The organism is Paenibacillus sp. LHD-117 (assembly GCF_030929555.1).
Lineage (GTDB): Bacteria > Bacillota > Bacilli > Paenibacillales > Paenibacillaceae > Pristimantibacillus.
Map to the genome: position 1 here is coordinate 46,136 of NZ_JAVFVT010000042.1, position 16,572 is coordinate 62,707.

A 16,572-nucleotide genomic window follows, 5' to 3' on the forward strand; every position below is an offset into this window, starting at 1 on the left:
GGATGTCTATTCAGCTAGCTAAAGCTATAAGCGTCAAGGAAGCTGATTCAGACGCGAGGAGCCATGACGGAGAGACGGTTCAAGAGACGCGCGGACGTATCCATATCGAAGGACTTCAAAAGGTGTACGGATCCAAAAAACATACCTTCGAAGCGCTTCGCGACATCGACCTGACGATCGAGCATAACGAGTTTCTGACGATACTCGGTCCATCCGGCTGCGGCAAGTCGACGCTTCTGCGTATCGTAGCCGGTCTCGAAGAGCATACCGAGGGCAGCCTGTCGCTGGACGAGGAAGAGATTGCGGGCCCGGGACCGGATCGCGGAATGGTATTTCAGGGGTATACGCTGTTCCCGTGGCTGACCGTTCGAGAGAACATTGAATACGGACCGAAGCTGCAGGGCATTCCGATTCTCATCCGCCGCCAAATCTCGAACTATTGGCTCCGAATCATTCGGCTGGAATCGTTCGCGAACGCGTATCCGAAGCAGCTTTCGGGAGGCATGAAGCAGCGGGTTGCCATCGCGAGGGCGCTCGCGAACCGACCGAAGGTGATGCTGATGGACGAACCGTTCGGCGCGCTGGACGCGCAGACGAAACAAGAAATGCAGGCGATGCTGCTTGAAGTATGGGAGAAGGAGAAGACGACCGTCATGTTCATCACGCATGACATCGACGAGGCGATTTTCCTGTCCCAGCGAATCGTCGTCATGGGCGCCAATCCGGGACGCATTCTGAAGGAATACAAGGTACAGCTGCCCGCGGAGCGAGGCGAGGATGTGCGCGAACATCCGGAGTTTCTGGCCCTGAAGCGCGAGATCGCGCAGCTGCTCAAGCATTAACGGCAGGCGTTGAATCCGCATCCGTGCACGCATCATCCGCAAGAGCGTAACGTATCGTGTAATGCATTGCGCACTGCATCAGAGCTCCCTTACCGGGGAGCTTTTTTGCTTTTTGATTTAGGATGATAAAATGGACACAACGATAACTTTCGAAGGAGAAAAGGAGTGAATCATCGTATGGCACATGGAACACATGACGGGAAAATCGTTTTGATCACCGGGGCAGGGGCCGGAATCGGCCGGGCGCTCGCGCAAGCTTACGGACGCGAAGGCGCGCTTGCCGTAATAGCGGACAGGAACGAAGCGGGACTCGAGGAGACGGCGGCTCTTCTGCAGGAAGAAGGTTTCGATTCCGTGGCCTTCACGGCGGATGTCAGCAAGCCGGATGAAATCAGCCGCATGTTCGCGGACCTCGAAGCGATGCTGGGCCGGGTCGACTGCGTCATTAACAACGCGGGGTTCGGCATATGGAAATCTCCTTACGATCTGGAGCTTGAGGAGTGGGACAGCGTCGTGAACACGAATTTGAGAGGGACATTCCTCTGCTCGCGCGAAGGAGCGAAGCTAATGCGGAGGGACGGCGGGGGTGGCGCCATCGTGAATATTTCCTCCACGCGGGCGCTTATGTCCGAAGCGAATTCGGAAGCCTACGCGGCGTCCAAAGGCGGCATTCTGTCTCTGACCCATGCGCTCGCCGTGTCGCTTGGACCCGAACGCATTACGGTGAACGCGATCTGTCCGGGCTGGATCGAGACGGGCGACTACGCGCAGCTTCGGCCCGAGGATCACGGCCAGCATCCCTCGGGGAGGGTCGGCAAACCTGAAGATATCGCGAGAGCGTGCCTCTATCTTACCGATCCGCGGAATGATTTTATTACCGGCACGCATATTACCGTCGACGGCGGGATGACGCGCCGGATGATTTATGAGTAGTTGTTAGATGACAATAAATACATCCTAGAAATTGATTCATCTTAATTCAAATAACGAGACTTTCTTGGCAATTGTCTCTTTATCAAAAGATACTTGACCAGAAGCCCATAAGTATCCTGCCTCAAGTATGATGTTGGCATAGATCGGTACATAAAAACTCATCTCTATATCTGTAAATTTGTAAACTAAAATGTTCGATAAATATTTTTTCAACTCAATTAACATTTTGTCTTTCAATTGAGGGATTAAATTTAAATAACTGCGTCGACATTGAATATTCGGTTGTTGATTAAATTCGCATACAGCTAGAACGAGTTGATAAATAATGTCTTCAAATTTCTCTACTTCTGCTGTATGTTTTGCAATGATGTTTGAAGCAGATTCATCAACAATATAGTCCAATAATTCGTACTTATCATTGAAATGGGCATAGAACGTTGCACGATTTACATTCGCTCCCCTTGTCAAATCCGCAATTGTTATTTTATCAAAATCCTTTTCATTCACCAGATTTACAAAGGCATTAATCAAAGACTGCTTTGTTAATGTCGTTCGTAAATTTCTTACTTTTGTCCCCATTTTCATCACTCCTAACCTTAACCATTTTAATCCAGTTGCTATGGCAACATTACGGCCTTATTGTTGGTTGTTCTGCTTATATAATCGGTGTATGTTTATTAAGCCAACACTTGTTGCTTTAATATATCACAAAAAGGAGGAAGCATACACTTTGAAGACCATATTAATAACAGGCGGAACGGATGGAATTGGAAAAGGGATTGCAAATCACTTCTTAAATAAAGGCGACCGAGTAATCGTTGTCGGCAGCTCATCTGCTAAAGGAGACCTCTTTTTAAGGGATGCTAGACAGTTCGGAGCAGAGGATAGAGCTATATTTCTTCAAGCAAATTTGAGTTTGGTCAAAGAAAACAAGCGGATTATTGAAGAAGTAAAAAGCCGGTTCGATTCATTAGATAAGATTGTTTTTTGTGCAACCAACCACAAAACCAACAAAGAGTATTTTGAAACCCAAGAGGGAATTGAGTTTAGCTTTGGGTTATCCTATTTGAGCAGATTTGTTCTTGGTTATGGATTAAAAGAGGTTTTGGAACAGGGAGACAGCCCCGTTATTCTTAATGTTTGCGCTCCGGGAATGAACGGAACGGTTAACTTAGATGATATCCAAAACAAGCGGAATTATAGCGGTGCAAAAGCTAAATATCACGGCAGCCGATTAAACGACTTGCTAGGTGTTGCCTTTGCTCACAACGATACGATTGGAAAAATAAAATATATTCTTTTTAACCCTTGGGCTGTACAAACCTCAGGTACCTTTGAAGCTATTGATCATCCTGTTACGAAGAGCATCATGAAGCTCATTTATAAAACAATAGGAAAACCAGTAGATGAAGCTATTCTTCCAATTATTGATTTGTTAGATAATCCGCCTAAACATTCTTTATCTGCTTTTAAACAGCGAAAAAAAGTAAGTCTTTCGATGAAAACTTTTGATAAAGAAAATGCTCAAAAGCTTCATAATATCACTGGTCAAATGCTGGAAGGCTTGTCAAAAAAATGACCATGTTCTTGCCGCTGTAGCTAGACAAAAAATCATTTATTTGGGGGAGTAGAAAATGAAAATATTAGTGACAGGTGCAACAGGACAATTAGGGGCAAAGGTTATAGAAGCATTATTAAAAACTGTACCAGCGAATGAGTTAGCTGTTAGTCGAGATGGTGGATTAGAGATAGAAAGTAACGATTTAGAAAATTTACTTGGCCGCCCTGCTACACCGATTAACGAGGCTTTGAGCCAAGTTGTCAGTCAAATTCCCCATCGTTAAAACGATAACAGGTAGCCGACTTCAGCGATTACGCGTTGCCTTACCGCAATTCGCAAAAGACCGCCATGCATGAATGCATGGCGGTCCCGCTATATGAAGGCTAGTTGCCGGGTTTCTTCAGCAGTTGCCGCAGCTGCTCTTCCACAAGCGCGGAACGCTGCTCGTGTTTCAGGTCGACAGGCGCGTGGCTGCCGCCGAAGCCGCCTCCGCCTGGGGCTGTTTTTGCAAGCTCGCGAGCGGCTTCCCACTCCATGACCTTCTGCTCGATGCGCTCGAAACCTTTTGCAGCCGAGCTGCCTTGCAGACGAGCCGCGCCGTAACCGCCCGCACCGTTGTTGCCAGTGCCGCCGCTTGCCTCCATCTGGCGAACGCGAGTCATGAGCTCGGCGCGTTTGCCCTGCAGGCGCGTTTTCTCTTCCTTCAGCGATTCTACGCGCAGCTGCAAGTCGTTGGCGGCTTGCTTCGCCAGATCGCGCAGCTTAACCGTTTCTTCCGCTTGCTCCAGATAGAGCAGCTTCGCTTCCAGCGCCATGCGAGCCTCCGCTTCGCGGCCCTCTCTTGCGGCTTGCACCGCTTTGCCTTCGTAATAATTCGCCTGCGCATGCAGCTCTTCCAGCTTGGAGCCCATCAGGCGCTCCTGTACTTGCTGCTGGGCCAACGTGCGTTCGGTGCGCTCGATCTCCTCGTCCAAATCCCGCAAATAGTGGTTCAGCATCATGACTGGATTTTCCATTTTGTCCAGCATTTCATTGGCTGCTGCCTTCGTCATGTTCATTACGCGTTGTAAAATTCCCATCTTAATCTCTCTCCCTTATGTGTATTGGTTATTGGGGGCTTGACCCGGTCCTAGTAGTGGTCGACGAAACGGAAGTCATTGTACGGGGCCTTCGGAATAAACAGGCTAGCGATCAAATATATGAGAATTACGCTGCCGAAGCTGAAGAAACCCGCGATGACGACCAGCATCCTGACGATGTTGGAATCGATGCCCAGCCACTGTCCAAGTCCTCCGCAAAGTCCGGTTAATTTACTGTCCGATGTGGAACGAAACAATTTTTTCATCTCGCATTCATCCTTTCGTCTTGCTCATCTATGACTTAATTGTAGAGGGCAAACGAAGGAATCGTAACGGTCCCCGGTCTATTCTTGTAACTGGTCTTAAGGCGGGGATGGGCTCGGACGGACGGCGGGGTTGAAGGGAATCGCGCGAAAAAAAGATGTGCGGAGCAGCCGTGCTGCGATAATGGACAGCCTCCTAAGAGGCTGGAATCGTTTCGCGAAACCGGACAAGCGCTTCGCGTACCCCGTTCGGATCGCTGATCATGGGCAAATGTCCCGTGTTCAGCTCGGCAACGAGCGGTTCATGCAAGCCGGCTATCATACGATCCTGCAAGTCGGCCGGAAATTCACGGTCGTTCAGCAGCTTGACGTAAAGCGATGGAAGCTTCGGCGAGACTGCTTCGCATCTTTCCTTATAAAGACGAACAGCTTCCGGCAAAAAGCCCCTCACGACTTGATCCGATTGCTCGGCGGCCAGATCGTTGCACAACCCTGCGCGTATGGCGGCTTCGGGAGGTTTGGTTCCGGCGAGGGTGAGAATGGCCGAGAACATCATTCTTTTGCCCAAGGGCAGCGCGGACAGAAACGAGCCGCCGTCGCGCGGAATCGCGGCGCCGACCGCAGCCAAGCCCGCGACACGGTCTCCCAGCTCGTCGCAAAGCTTCAGCGCAAGGACGCCGCCGATGGAATGCGCGACAATAATGAACCTTCGCGTACCCCATTCGCCGAGCTGTTCCTTAATCGACTGAACGTACTGGCTTAAGCCAAGCTTCTTCCGATCGAGCTCGCTGCCATCACGAAGCGGGAAATCAGCAAGCAGGAAGGGGGCATCGATCTCTTCCGCCACCTTCCGCCATACATTCCCCCTCAGGCCCGCACCGTGCACGAAAAGGAATCCGATTTGCTCCTGTTCTTTAACCTTAACCTCGCGAGTATCTGCTACCTTTTGAGTTCCGTTCATTCCAGATCATCCTCTCCAACTATTCTACGTACAGCATAACGTTAAAATAAGACAAATTATGTCTTATTTGTTGAGTATCCTCTACAATAAAGGCAAACGTATTTTCGTTGGCGTTTGGCTGGTCGGAAGACGATGCGGACTGGAGGCAACGGAGGATGCAAAAAGCGCAAAGGCTGATTCAAATGATGATGATCATAAATGCCCGCAAGTCCTTCACCGTAAGGGAGCTGGCGGATGAGTTCGGCTTGTCTACGAGGACGGTCACGCGGGATTTGCAGGAGCTGAGCGAGCTGGGTGTACCCGTCTATACCGTTCAAGGCAGGGGCGGGGGTTACCGTCTGCTGCGGGAGCGAATGCTGCCTCCGATCAGCTTCACTGAGGGGGAGGCGGTGGCGATTTTTTTTGCTTGCCAGTCGCTGCAGTTTCTTGGATCGTTGCCATTCGGGGGAGGAGCGGATTCGGCGCTTCATAAGTTCTATCATTACATGCCGGCCGACGCGCGCGGGAAAATCGATGCGATGAAGGAGCGGGTTATGATATGGAGTCCTTACCGCCGCATGTCCGCGGAAGTGCTCGAGACGCTGCTGCGGGCGATCATGGAGAAATCGGTCGTTCGAATCCGCTACCGATCGAGCGCGGGGGAATCCGAGCGGGACGTGCAGCCGATCGGCCTATATGCCAGCTCCGGTTATTGGTATTGCCCGGCTTACTGCATGAAACGGGAGGAAATGAGACAATTCCGCGCCGATCGGATCGTAACGGCCGAGCTTCGGCCCGATATTCCGTATAGGGAGGAGCTCGCATCGCTGACGCTTCAAAATAAGCCGGATCAGAGCCATCTGGAGAAAGTTGAGCTCGTCGCTCAGCTTACTGCGGAAGGCGCGTGGCAGCTTGAGTCCAATCGGTGGTTCGGCCCGCATCTGGAGCGGTGTGAAGACGGGAGCGGACTCGTCCGCGTTCAAGTTCCGAAAACAGATCTTCCGTATTACGTGGACGCCGTATGGTCGCTTGGCGCTCAGGCGCGAGTATTGGCGCCGCTGGAAGCGATCGATTTGCTGCAAGGGAAGCTGAAGGAGCTGGAAGGGCTGTACGCTGCCGACGGGGACGGATAGCGCATCGGGGATTAGCTTCGTCTTAGAATCAATTACTCGGCATTCTCGTAGCGCGTTCTTAACGATTCGATCATCGCGTTTATTTGTTCCGCGCTCGGCATTACAAGTCTGGACGAGGCTTCAGCTACGCCTTCCGCGGTCTGACCGTCCCGGATCGTCTTTTTGACTTCCGTCGCGAAGGCATGCGCTCCTTGCGGACCGAGGCCGGCAAGCTCTTCTAGGCTCGCGGTGCTGTCTCCGGCCACGATCGGATGGCCGAGAGTGTCGTTGCCGCCGGACGCGATTTCGTAGAAGGAGCGGACGAATTCGGCGCGGGCGCGGCCGGAGCCTTCGGCCACGACGAACGCTTGCACGATGGACGCGTGGGTCTGCCGCCTTTGCGCGATGCCGCAAAATTTGTAGCCGTCTATGCTGAGGTCGAAGTCTCCTGGGCAAAAAGCGCCCGAGATCTCGCCTTTCTCTACGGTTCTGCCGGTTCCTTGCAACGCGCGTGCAATCAGCCCGTACATCCGCTCGAAGTCGTTATGAAAGTGCAGCTCCATCGCATTCGCTTTGGGCAGGATGAGCGAAACGTTGACCACGCCCGCGTCGAGCGGAACTGCGGCACCGCCTGAGTTGCGGACGATCACCCGCCAGCCGCTCGATTCCAGCCATTGCCGAGCTTCTCTTGCATAGGGCATTCGGCTATCCCGAAGTCCCATCACGAATGCATGCGGATGACGCCATAGATGGCAAATGGCCGGACCGCCCTTGCCCGCGCTTCGGCACAGCAGCTCGTCCAGCGCGAAAGCGTACATGGGATCCGGTTGGCCGAAATCGTTCATTCGATCCAGCAGCAGCATGTTCTCCCAGTTCCAACTCATCTCGGTTCTTCCCCTCTGGATGCTCATCATTCAAATGCAAAACTGCATGTATCGCGGAGATTGGCATCTCGTGGTTGCACGAACAGATGCCTTTATGCATGTAATTGTATCATAAGCAGAAGGAGCCGCCATGGCGTCAAACGCCGGGCGGCTCCTTCATATTTATTTAGCGTCTTACTTTACGGACAGTAAACTTTCCGAAATGAATGTCAACTGAGCTTCAAGCGACACCGGATCGTTGTAAGTGTCGGCCGCCGGATTGAGCTGGAACACGTTACCGGCTTTGACCGCCGGGAGGCCAGTCCAGATGGCGTTGTCGTACACGGCGCTCGGATCCGCATCGTCGCCGGACCACGGACAAGTGAAAATGATGTCCCCCGCGAATTGCGGAATCGTCTCGAGGGAGATCGATGCCCAGCCCGTTCCGCTGTTGATGGCTTGCTTCTGCGCTTCGGCAGGCGCCTTCAAGCCGAACTCGCCATAGATAATTTCGCCGCCGCGGCCGAAATTGTGACCGAAAACGTACAAGCCCTTGGAGTAAGGGTTCAGGATCGAAACGGTTTTGTCGCCAACGGCTTCTTGAACCTTTGGTTTCAATTCCGCGATTTGTTTCTCCCATTGTTCGATCCATGCTTTTGCTTCCGCGTCCTTGTTCGTCAGCTTGCCGAACTCGATCATTTGCTCCTTGTACGTCTTTTTGCCATATTCGATCGCAACGACCGGCGCGATTTCTTCCAGCTTGTCGATGCCTTCCGTGCCGGTATATACAATAATCAGGTCGGGATCCAGCGCGAGTATATTTTCGGGCGTCGGGGCGTTGCCTAAGCTTGTGACGCCGCCCAGCATACCTTCGAAATACGGATTGGCCATGGCGTCTTCCATGATGCCGACTGGCTTAATGCCGAGCGCCAGGAAATAGCCGGTATTGAAGGCGGTGGCGTCTACGATGCGCTGCGGATTTTTGGGCACCTCGATGTCGCCGTTGGCAGCTGGGAAAATAACCGTTTCTCCGTCCCCGCCCGCGTTCGCGTTATCGGTCGTCACGGCGGCGGCCTCGTTGTTCGGCGAACCGGCATTCTTCCCGCCGTTGTTCGAGTTCTGTCCGCAAGCTCCAAGCACCAATACGATGGCAAGCGAAAGAAGCATAAGCGAGATTAACTTGTTGGATTTCAGCAAAATTGTTTCACTCCTATGTATATGATATTGATAATCGTTATCAATATACAGCAGAGGATTATCCTTGTCAAATGTTTTCTTCTCTTACTTCGACCTTACTTCACACTGTGACGCGAGCGAAGGCGGCGGTTACGATTTACCGTTTTCTACATTATTCATGGCTTTTCCGGAAGGGACAACGGCGGGCGATTTCCGGCCCGCTATGCTTGTCAAACTAGTCCGCATAAATGTCCAAGTCCCCTCATAGACATGTTATCATCCAGTAAAATTTAATGTTGCAGAGGGGATGATTTCATGCGTCGCATGGCATGGACGGCGGCAATAATGATGGTATTCACGCTCATCTTGTCCGCTTGCGGTACGAAGGACGCCGAGTCCGTGGTGAAGGAGCTCGAGAAGTACGTGAACAGCATGGAGAGTTATCAGGGAAGCGGCACGATGACGCTGCATACCGGCCAGCAGCCGCTGACGTATCAAGTGGAGGTATCGTACCAAACGCCGCATTTTTACCGCATTAAGCTGACGAACCAAGAGAAGGACATTACGCAGATCGTGCTGCGCAACGACGAAGGCGTGTTCGTCCTGACGCCGAAGCTGAACAAGGTATTCCGGTTCCAAAGCGATTGGCCGCAAAACCAAGGCCAAGTGTATCTGTACCAGACGCTCGCGCAAAGCATTATCGTGGACAATTCCAGGGTGTTCGCGATTGACGAGGACGCGTACGTGTTCGACGTCATGGCCAGCTACAATAACGGATCGCTGGCGCGCCAGAAGATTTGGCTCGACAAATCCGATCTCAGTCCGGTTCAAGTGGAAGTGAGCGACACGAACGCTTCGGTCGTCGTGGACGTGAAGTTCGACACGTTCGAATTCGGCACGAAGTTCGAGCAGAGCGTGTTCGAGACAGAGGCGAACATGCAGGCGGAAGCTTCGCCTTCGGCGGGCAACGGCGATGAGCCGACGATCGCGACGCCGGAGAACAGCGACGATGCCTCCGCGCCTGGCGACGACGGTGCCGCAGGCGAAGAAGGCACGGAAAGCACGGTGGACGGCAGCGGCAACAAAGAAGACGAAGCCGGCGACGACGAAACGGCCGGCACGGAAGACGAAGATGCGTCAACGGACGCCGAAGGCGAAACGCCGATCGATTTCATCGCAATGGGACCATCGTACTGGCCCGAAGGTGTAGCGGTGAAGGACACCAAGGACATCGAGTTCGGTGGCAATCCGGGCATGATGACGGTCTATGACGGCGAGTACAGCTACACGCTCATTCAGACGATGCCGAAAGACATGGCGACGACGCTCGTGCCGGGACGAATGGTTGATCTGGGCTACAATATCGGCGAGATGACGGGCGATGGCGAGCTCCAGACGTTGACATGGACGTACGAAGGCCAGCAATTCCGCCTTACCAGCGATAACTTGCCGGAGACCGAAATGATTAAGGTCGCGCAATCCGTCCAAGGCGAAATGGCCAAATAAACGACTCGCCGAAGCGGCATAAAAGCGCGATTTCCAAGACGTGCTAGCCGATTCTGGAGCGCATTTCATTGACAGTCCCAGCAGCAACGTTTAACATTGATTTTATTGATGTTTGCTGCTCGGACTGTTCTTGCGTTTCAGATGAGGAGAAGGTGGAAGACTTGGATTCGTATTATCGCCCCACTTGGGCAGAGATTTCATTAGATGCTTTGCGGCATAACTTGTCGGCTGTTCGCGGCTCGCTGCCGGCAGGCTGCCGGCTGATGGCCTCCGTGAAAGCGAATGCGTACGGTCATGGAGCGGTAGAGATCGCGAAAGCCGCCGAACGTTTCGGCGTCGATTACTTGGGCGTGGCGTTCCTGGACGAAGCGCTCCAATTGCGGGAGAGCGGCGTTCGGGCGCCTATTCTCGTGCTCGGATACGTGCCTGCGGAAGCGCTGGATCTGGCGCGGGAGCAGGACATTTCGATCAGCTTGTTCAGGGAAGACGTACGCAAGGCGGCGGAGTCGCTGCCTGCGGACGCGGATGGACGAAAGCTGAAAATTCATGTGAAGGTCGACACCGGCATGGGCCGTCTCGGCGTGCTGGGACATGAGGAGACGCTTGCGTTTATCGAGCGGTGCTTGAACACGCCTCAGCTTGAGGTCGAAGGTTTGTTCACGCATTACGCGCGCGCGGATGAGCTGGACAAAAGCTATACGCAATTGCAATACGACCGGTTCTCGAGCATCGCGGAAGCGGTCAAGTCGCGCGGCTGGACGATTCCGATCGTACACGCGGCGAATAGCGCGGCGGGAATCGATACGCCGGAATGGGCCGGCGGGATGGTGCGCCTTGGCATCGGCATGTACGGCCTTTATCCGTCGGGCGAAGTGAATCGGGATCGGATCAAGTTGGAGCCGGTCATGTCGCTGAAGACGCGAATCACCCACGTGAAGCAGGCGCCTCCGGGCTGGGGAATCAGCTACGGTACACGTTATTTCACGGAGCGGGAGGAGCGAATCGGCACGCTTCCGATCGGATATGCCGACGGCTACAGCCGAATGTTGACCGGTAAGGCGAACGGTCTCGTCCGCGGCGTCAAGCTGCCGATCCGGGGCACGATTTGCATGGACCAATGCATGATCACGCTTGACGACACGCGGCTGAACGCGCAATCCGAAGGCTCCGTAGAGCCGGGAGAAGAGGTCGTGTTGATCGGCCGGCAAGGCGACGAGTCCATACCGATGGAAGAGGTTGCGGACCAGCTCGGCACCATCAACTACGAGGTCGCTTGCATGATCGCGGCCCGCGTCACGCGCGTGTATACGGAATCCGGCGCGGTCGTTCAGGTTTGCAACGGCTTGGCGTAGCCGCCAATGTCGTTGGAATATTTTACAACTATGAATTTATGGTAAGACTACAGGAAATTTGGAACTAATATCGAATGTAGTATGTGGTCGTGCTGCATGCCGCATGCAAATTCGGATATAGCATATTTGATATATTGCCGACATAGATATGTTGAAGTATAGCGGAGGCTGTATTTTGTCATAATGTGTAATGTGGCTTTGGAAAAGTTTTGGGGGTGCGAGTTCGGTGGCCAATGTGCATAATACGAAAAGGATCATGATCAGCTTGCCCGATCAGCTGCTGGAAGAGGTAGACGGCATCGTCGCCAAGGAAAATTCCAATCGCAGCGAATTCATCCGACAAGCCATGAAGCTGTATCTGGTGGAGCGCAAAAAACGCCAAATCCGCGAATCCATGCAAAGGGGATATATGGAGATGGCGAAAATTAACCTGAACATGGCCTCGGAAGCTTTTCAAGCGGAGGAAGAAGCCGACCACACGTTGGGCCGTCTCGTTAGCGGGGTGTAGAGCTTGATCGTAAAACGCGGAGATGTGTTTTTTGCCGATTTGTCCCCGGTCGTAGGATCTGAACAGGGCGGAGTCCGTCCCGTTCTCGTGATACAGAATGACATCGGTAACCGCTTCAGCCCGACGGTCATCGTAGCCGCCATCACTGCCCAAATCCAGAAGGCAAAGCTGCCGACGCATGTAGAAATGGATGCAGCGACTCACGGCTTCGACCGCGATTCGGTTGTGCTGCTCGAACAGATCCGGACCATCGATAAGCAACGGTTGACGGATAAAATCACGCATCTGGACGACGAAACGATGCGCAAGGTAGACGATGCTTTGCTCATCAGCGTAGGTTTAATCGATTTTTAGTCGTATGTCTCGACAAAAAGCTGTAGACAAATCATGACATTTCTTGATATTATATACGCAATTGATTGTTATCGTTTAATGATATGAGCGAATGAATGCGAAGAACGCATGCGTTCAGCCGGAGACGGCTGTCGTGTGCGTTCTTTTTTTCGTTGCTCGGAAGGAGGCGGATGGGATTGGGCATGAGCAGGAATATGTGGTTGAGTCTAACCGCGGCCGCGTTGTCGGCGGCGCTGGTCTATGTTTTGTATGATCTTCAGCGCATGCAGGTCGAGCGTCAAGAAACGGTGGCGGTCGTCGTGCCAAGCCGTTTCATAGCAGCGGGAGAGCGAATCGAAGCGGGAGATCTGGAGCGGCTGCGGCTGCCGGCAGGCGCGTATCATGCGGATATGTTGACGGAGCCGCAGGCCGCGGCAGGCAAGGAAGCCATCGTGCCGATGGGCAGGGGAGAGCCGGTGCTGGAATGGAAGCTGAACGAATACGGGCTTCAGCCGGGAAAGCTGGAGTCTACCTTTCAACTGCCGAAGGACTACATCCGTTCGATCTCGAGCGGTATTCGCGCGGGGGATTTGGTCATGCTTTATTCCTCGGGGGAAGAAGGCGAATCGGCACGCGTGTTCGACAAGCCGGTAGTGGTCGCTTCCGTGAAGACGTCCGGAAACGTGGAGATCGACAATATGGAGAAACCACATCTGCTGTCGCTGGCGGAGGGCAACAAGGAAGAGATGTACGCGGCCAGGCGGGACGCCAACGGCACGATCGAATTCATTAATTTGAATCTTACCGAGTCGCAGTGGCTTGTCATCGATAAGCTGTGCAAGGGCGGAACGACGAAGCTGGTTATTGCGTACAGCCCGGCTTCGTTCGAGCGGATGGGGCAAGCACAGACGAACATGCCCGGGAAGGAGGGGACGGAACGATGAAATCCAAGTCGGCACCGATGGCCGCTTTTATCGGGACAACGCCGAATATCGGCACAACAACCGCCGCGTTCTCTGCGGCGGTGAGGCTGGCGGAAGCAACGGGCAAGCCGATCGGCTACTTATGTCTCAACCTCAAGAGCGCCAAGCTGTACCGGTTCCTTGGCGTGGACGAACCCGAGACGACGCTGGACAAGCTGCAGCCGGAGCTTCGTTCGGCTTCGATGACGCCGAGTATGCTCCTTCGGGCGACGCACGCGCTGCCGCGGCAGCCGAATCTGCATATTTTGTTCGGCAGCGTGAACCGGGAGCAAGCGGAGTTTTTTTCCGATAAGGAGCTGGAGCATCTGCTCGACGTGGCGGAGCAGGCGTTTTCCTTTGTCGTGCTAGACCTGGGCGCTTATTGGGATAACGCCGCGACGGTCTGCTCGATCCGCAGGGCCGCCACGCGGATCGTCGTGACGACGGGCGCTTTGTCCCATTTCCAAGAGGACGGGAGACGCTGGATCGGAGAAGTATCGCCGTTATTCCAGGTGCAGCCGGAGCAATACGAATGTGTCGTCGTTCGCGGAACTTCGGGACATGCCTCGTTCAGCCCCGCTCAGATAAGCAGGGAGCTGGGCGCGGCAAGTCTTGGCGAGCTGCACCTTACTCCCGCGTTGTACGCGAGCCTCGATAAAGGAGCGCTTGGCGATTGGTTGAAGGAGGACAAAGGAGGGAAAGCGGCGATGGCCGCTCCCGCGAGGCTGCTCGCGAATCGTTACGGTTTGGGCGCTTTCCCGCGGAAGGATAGACAGCCGTGGTACTTGAAGCTGGCGAACATGCGGGGCGGGGTAGGTTCGGCATGAGCGGTGAGCGATTAAAATTTTCGCCGGCGGAGTTTGCCGCGCGGACGCAGGGGCGAAGCTTGGAGCGGCAAACGGCCGAGGAGGAAATCGGGAATGAGATAGACGTCTTCTCTTCGGAAGAAGAGCTCGAGAAGCTTGCCGATGATATCCGCTCTTATCTCAGCGCGCCGAGAGGACTGACGGAGGAGGAGCGGAGAGGCTACAGCGAGACGCTGAATCGCGCCGTGCTCGGGTTTCCTCAGGAGAGGGAGCAGGTGCTGGCGATCATCGAGGAGCGGCTGATCCGGCTGCGCGTCCATCACGCGGAGGGCTGGCGGCATCCGTATGCGACGCTGGCCGAAGCGTTGTTCGCCGAAGTCGTCGGATTAAATATTTTGGAGCTTGTCCTGGCGAATCGGGAAGGGCTTGAGGAGATCCAGGTCGTCGGCACCCGAATTTACGAAGTGAGAGGCGGTTTCGCATCTTTATCGCCTTATTCGTTCGCCGAATTGAAGGACGTGGAGCGCATTCAGCAAAACCTGGTGTTGTTCAACAACGATCGGATTACCCCTCGCAAACGCTGGGCGGAGGTCATGCTTCGCGACGGCTCGCGCGTGACGATGACCGGCTTCGGTTTCACATCGAGTCCTACGCTGACCATCCGGTTCTATACGATGCGAACGTTCAGTTTGTCGGCTTTGGCCGAATGGCCATTCCGGACGTTAGATGCGAGGATGGCGGCACTGCTGCGGGCGATTCTCGCGGCAAGGTTCAATATCGTCGTCATCGGGGCGACCAATTCGGGCAAAACCAACCTGATCAAAGCGCTCATCGCGGAGCTGCCGAACGAAGAACGTATTATTACGATCGAAGGCCGATTCGAAATGATGTTGGGACGAGACTTCCCTCACAAAAATATCGTTGAATACGAGTCGTCCGAGGAAGACGGAGCCCATTCGTCGGAACAAGCCTTCAAGCTCGCGCTCCGGCAATCGCCGCAGCGAATCGTTCATGCCGAGATTCGCGACGAGGACGCCAATATTTATGTCCGTGCATGTACGCGCGGGCACTCCGGCAGCATGACGACGGTCCATGCGAACAAGCTGGAGGACGTGCCTGAAGCCATTACGGACATGTGTATGCTAGACGGCCGCGCGATGAACGCGGAACGGCTCGCGAAACGCATCACCGAATACGTGACGGAGGTAGGGATCGAGATGAAGGTAACGGGCGGACGACGGGTTATCGCTCGCATCGGGGAGCTGTCCTGGAACGGCGACGAGGCCGAGGTCCGGGACTGGGCGACCTACAACGAAAGTTCGGATGTTTGGAGGTTCGATCATGCGCCGTCGGAGAAGAAGGCGGGCAGGCTGGCTGCCGCGGGGTATGCGCCATGAGCCAGCTATCGATGACCGCAACCGCCGCGCTATTGTTTCTTTTGTTCTCGTACATCATCGGGAACCTACTGGAGCTGGCTATCGGCAGGCGGAAGCTCAGAAGCCGATTGAAGTACGAATCGCCCCTTAGCATGCGCAACCTGCTCATCCGGCAATTCAAAGGGTATACGCGGCTGCGGAACCATTTGGCCGAGCTGCTCGAGACGCTCCGTCTCAAGATGACGGCCGACCTGTTCGCGGCGACTTCGTTCCTGCTTCTCCTATGCGGGATCGCGGTCGGGGGCGCTTACTTTCAGACGGCGAAAGGGACGCTTCTCTTCGGCTTTGTCATGGGACTGGCGCCGTATGTTGCGCTCCGCGGCTTGCTCATCCATCGGCGGATGCAAGCGCAGCTTGATTTTTTGCCCGCGGTGGAGCTGTTCTATCAATGTTATCTGGTTACCGGGGAGCGGCATGTCCGCACGGCCTTGCAGCGAACCATCGAAGAAAAAAGGCTGCTTGGCCCGATGCAAGCCGTGTTCGAGCAGCTGTACCGCAACCTGTCCGTAAGGGGAGACGATGATGCTTCGCTTAGGCTCATGGCTTCGTCGCTCGGGCATGTTTGGGCGGATTACTTCGTGAATATCATGCGGGTCGCCTTGACCGAAGGCGTTACCGTATCCGACGGCTTGCGCGAGCTGCTCGCTGACATGCGCAAGGCACGAAGGTCGAACGAGCAGGAGCGGCATCGGCTGCTCGAGATTCGGGTCGCGAACTTCACGCCCGTCTTGTTTCTCGCTTTGTTCGTCGGTATCAACGTAAAGTACAACCGCGCGAACGCCTATTATTATTACCTGCTAGACCCGCAAGGGAAGGATATCCTCCTTAACGCGATCGTCCTCATATTCGGTTCGTTTTTGATGGGGTTATGGCTTTCCCGCAAAAAAATGTAACAGAGGT

General features: G+C 54.2%; 18 protein-coding genes and 1 pseudogene. 13 read left to right on the forward strand and 6 right to left on the reverse strand.

The annotated features are described in order from the left end of the window. Window positions 1-2 precede the first annotated feature (2 nt). On the forward strand, window positions 3-842 hold the full coding sequence (locus tag RB620_RS25645) for an ABC transporter ATP-binding protein (RefSeq protein WP_308099377.1): 840 nt from the start codon (window positions 3-5) through the stop codon (window positions 840-842). 177 nt (window positions 843-1,019) lie between these two features. After that, a complete protein-coding gene (locus RB620_RS25650; protein WP_308099379.1) occupies window positions 1,020-1,775 on the forward strand; it encodes an SDR family NAD(P)-dependent oxidoreductase in 756 nt (251 codons plus the stop codon). A gap of 36 nt (window positions 1,776-1,811) precedes the next feature. Here RB620_RS25650 and RB620_RS25655 read toward each other — a convergent pair whose 3' ends face one another. Next, the gene (locus RB620_RS25655; protein ID WP_308099381.1) at window positions 1,812-2,354 is read right to left on the reverse strand and encodes a TetR/AcrR family transcriptional regulator; all 543 of its coding nucleotides are present in this window, start codon (window positions 2,352-2,354) and stop codon (window positions 1,812-1,814) included. A 151-nt stretch (window positions 2,355-2,505) separates the two neighbouring features. On the opposite strand from RB620_RS25655, the gene RB620_RS25660 reads away from it, so the two are divergent. Beyond that, window positions 2,506-3,354 carry an SDR family NAD(P)-dependent oxidoreductase gene (locus RB620_RS25660; protein ID WP_308099383.1) on the forward strand — a complete coding sequence of 283 codons (849 nt, stop codon included), beginning with the start codon at window positions 2,506-2,508 and terminating at the stop codon, window positions 3,352-3,354. 55 nt (window positions 3,355-3,409) lie between these two features. Beyond that, a pseudogene (locus RB620_RS25665) lies at window positions 3,410-3,505 on the forward strand (SDR family NAD(P)-dependent oxidoreductase); the annotation flags it as partial. A gap of 214 nt (window positions 3,506-3,719) precedes the next feature. Here RB620_RS25665 and RB620_RS25670 read toward each other — a convergent pair. From RB620_RS25670 to RB620_RS25680, 3 genes are all read right to left on the reverse strand, one after another. Then, complete coding sequence (locus RB620_RS25670) at window positions 3,720-4,415, reverse strand: PspA/IM30 family protein (protein WP_308099385.1); 696 nt, start codon at window positions 4,413-4,415, stop codon at window positions 3,720-3,722. A 50-nt stretch (window positions 4,416-4,465) separates the two neighbouring features. Continuing rightward, a complete protein-coding gene (locus tag RB620_RS25675; protein WP_308099387.1) occupies window positions 4,466-4,681 on the reverse strand; it encodes a PspC domain-containing protein in 216 nt (71 codons plus the stop codon). Between the two features lie 193 nt (window positions 4,682-4,874). After that, complete coding sequence (locus tag RB620_RS25680; protein WP_308099389.1) at window positions 4,875-5,639, reverse strand: alpha/beta fold hydrolase; 765 nt, start codon at window positions 5,637-5,639, stop codon at window positions 4,875-4,877. A gap of 155 nt (window positions 5,640-5,794) precedes the next feature. Between RB620_RS25680 and RB620_RS25685 the strand changes: the two genes are divergently transcribed. After that, on the forward strand, window positions 5,795-6,751 hold the full coding sequence (locus RB620_RS25685; RefSeq protein ID WP_308099391.1) for a helix-turn-helix transcriptional regulator: 957 nt from the start codon (window positions 5,795-5,797) through the stop codon (window positions 6,749-6,751). A 32-nt stretch (window positions 6,752-6,783) separates the two neighbouring features. Here the strand turns inward: RB620_RS25685 and RB620_RS25690 are convergent, their stop codons facing one another. After that, complete coding sequence (locus tag RB620_RS25690) at window positions 6,784-7,614, reverse strand: lipoate--protein ligase family protein (protein ID WP_308099393.1); 831 nt, start codon at window positions 7,612-7,614, stop codon at window positions 6,784-6,786. Between the two features lie 174 nt (window positions 7,615-7,788). Next, window positions 7,789-8,790: an ABC transporter substrate-binding protein gene (locus RB620_RS25695; protein WP_308099394.1), complete on the reverse strand. Its 1,002-nt coding sequence runs from the start codon at window positions 8,788-8,790 to the stop codon at window positions 7,789-7,791. 294 nt (window positions 8,791-9,084) lie between these two features. Here RB620_RS25695 and RB620_RS25700 point away from each other — a divergent pair, with 294 nt between their 5' ends. The 8 genes from RB620_RS25700 to RB620_RS25735 all read left to right on the forward strand — a co-directional run bounded on the left by RB620_RS25700 (window position 9,085) and on the right by RB620_RS25735 (window position 16,565). Next, the gene (locus RB620_RS25700) at window positions 9,085-10,275 is read left to right on the forward strand and encodes a LolA family protein (RefSeq protein WP_308099395.1); all 1,191 of its coding nucleotides are present in this window, start codon (window positions 9,085-9,087) and stop codon (window positions 10,273-10,275) included. 161 nt (window positions 10,276-10,436) lie between these two features. Next, complete coding sequence (gene alr, locus RB620_RS25705; protein WP_308099396.1) at window positions 10,437-11,627, forward strand: alanine racemase; 1,191 nt, start codon at window positions 10,437-10,439, stop codon at window positions 11,625-11,627. Between the two features lie 226 nt (window positions 11,628-11,853). After that, window positions 11,854-12,135: a CopG family ribbon-helix-helix protein gene (locus RB620_RS25710; protein ID WP_116048851.1), complete on the forward strand. Its 282-nt coding sequence runs from the start codon at window positions 11,854-11,856 to the stop codon at window positions 12,133-12,135. Window positions 12,136-12,138: 3 nt separating this feature from the next. Continuing rightward, entirely contained in the window at window positions 12,139-12,489 is a 351-nt protein-coding gene (locus RB620_RS25715; RefSeq protein ID WP_087569551.1) for a type II toxin-antitoxin system PemK/MazF family toxin, read from the forward strand. A 182-nt stretch (window positions 12,490-12,671) separates the two neighbouring features. Then, the gene (locus RB620_RS25720; RefSeq protein ID WP_308099436.1) at window positions 12,672-13,412 is read left to right on the forward strand and encodes an SAF domain-containing protein; all 741 of its coding nucleotides are present in this window, start codon (window positions 12,672-12,674) and stop codon (window positions 13,410-13,412) included. After that, complete coding sequence (locus tag RB620_RS25725; RefSeq protein ID WP_308099400.1) at window positions 13,409-14,257, forward strand: CpaE/TadZ family protein; 849 nt, start codon at window positions 13,409-13,411, stop codon at window positions 14,255-14,257. The genes RB620_RS25720 and RB620_RS25725 overlap by 4 nt, the downstream gene beginning before the upstream one ends. Next, on the forward strand, window positions 14,209-15,633 hold the full coding sequence (locus tag RB620_RS25730; RefSeq protein ID WP_308099402.1) for an ATPase, T2SS/T4P/T4SS family: 1,425 nt from the start codon (window positions 14,209-14,211) through the stop codon (window positions 15,631-15,633). The genes RB620_RS25725 and RB620_RS25730 overlap by 49 nt, the downstream gene beginning before the upstream one ends. Further along, complete coding sequence (locus tag RB620_RS25735; RefSeq protein WP_308099404.1) at window positions 15,630-16,565, forward strand: type II secretion system F family protein; 936 nt, start codon at window positions 15,630-15,632, stop codon at window positions 16,563-16,565. Before RB620_RS25730 ends, RB620_RS25735 begins: the two co-directional genes overlap by 4 nt. Window positions 16,566-16,572 lie beyond the last annotated feature (7 nt).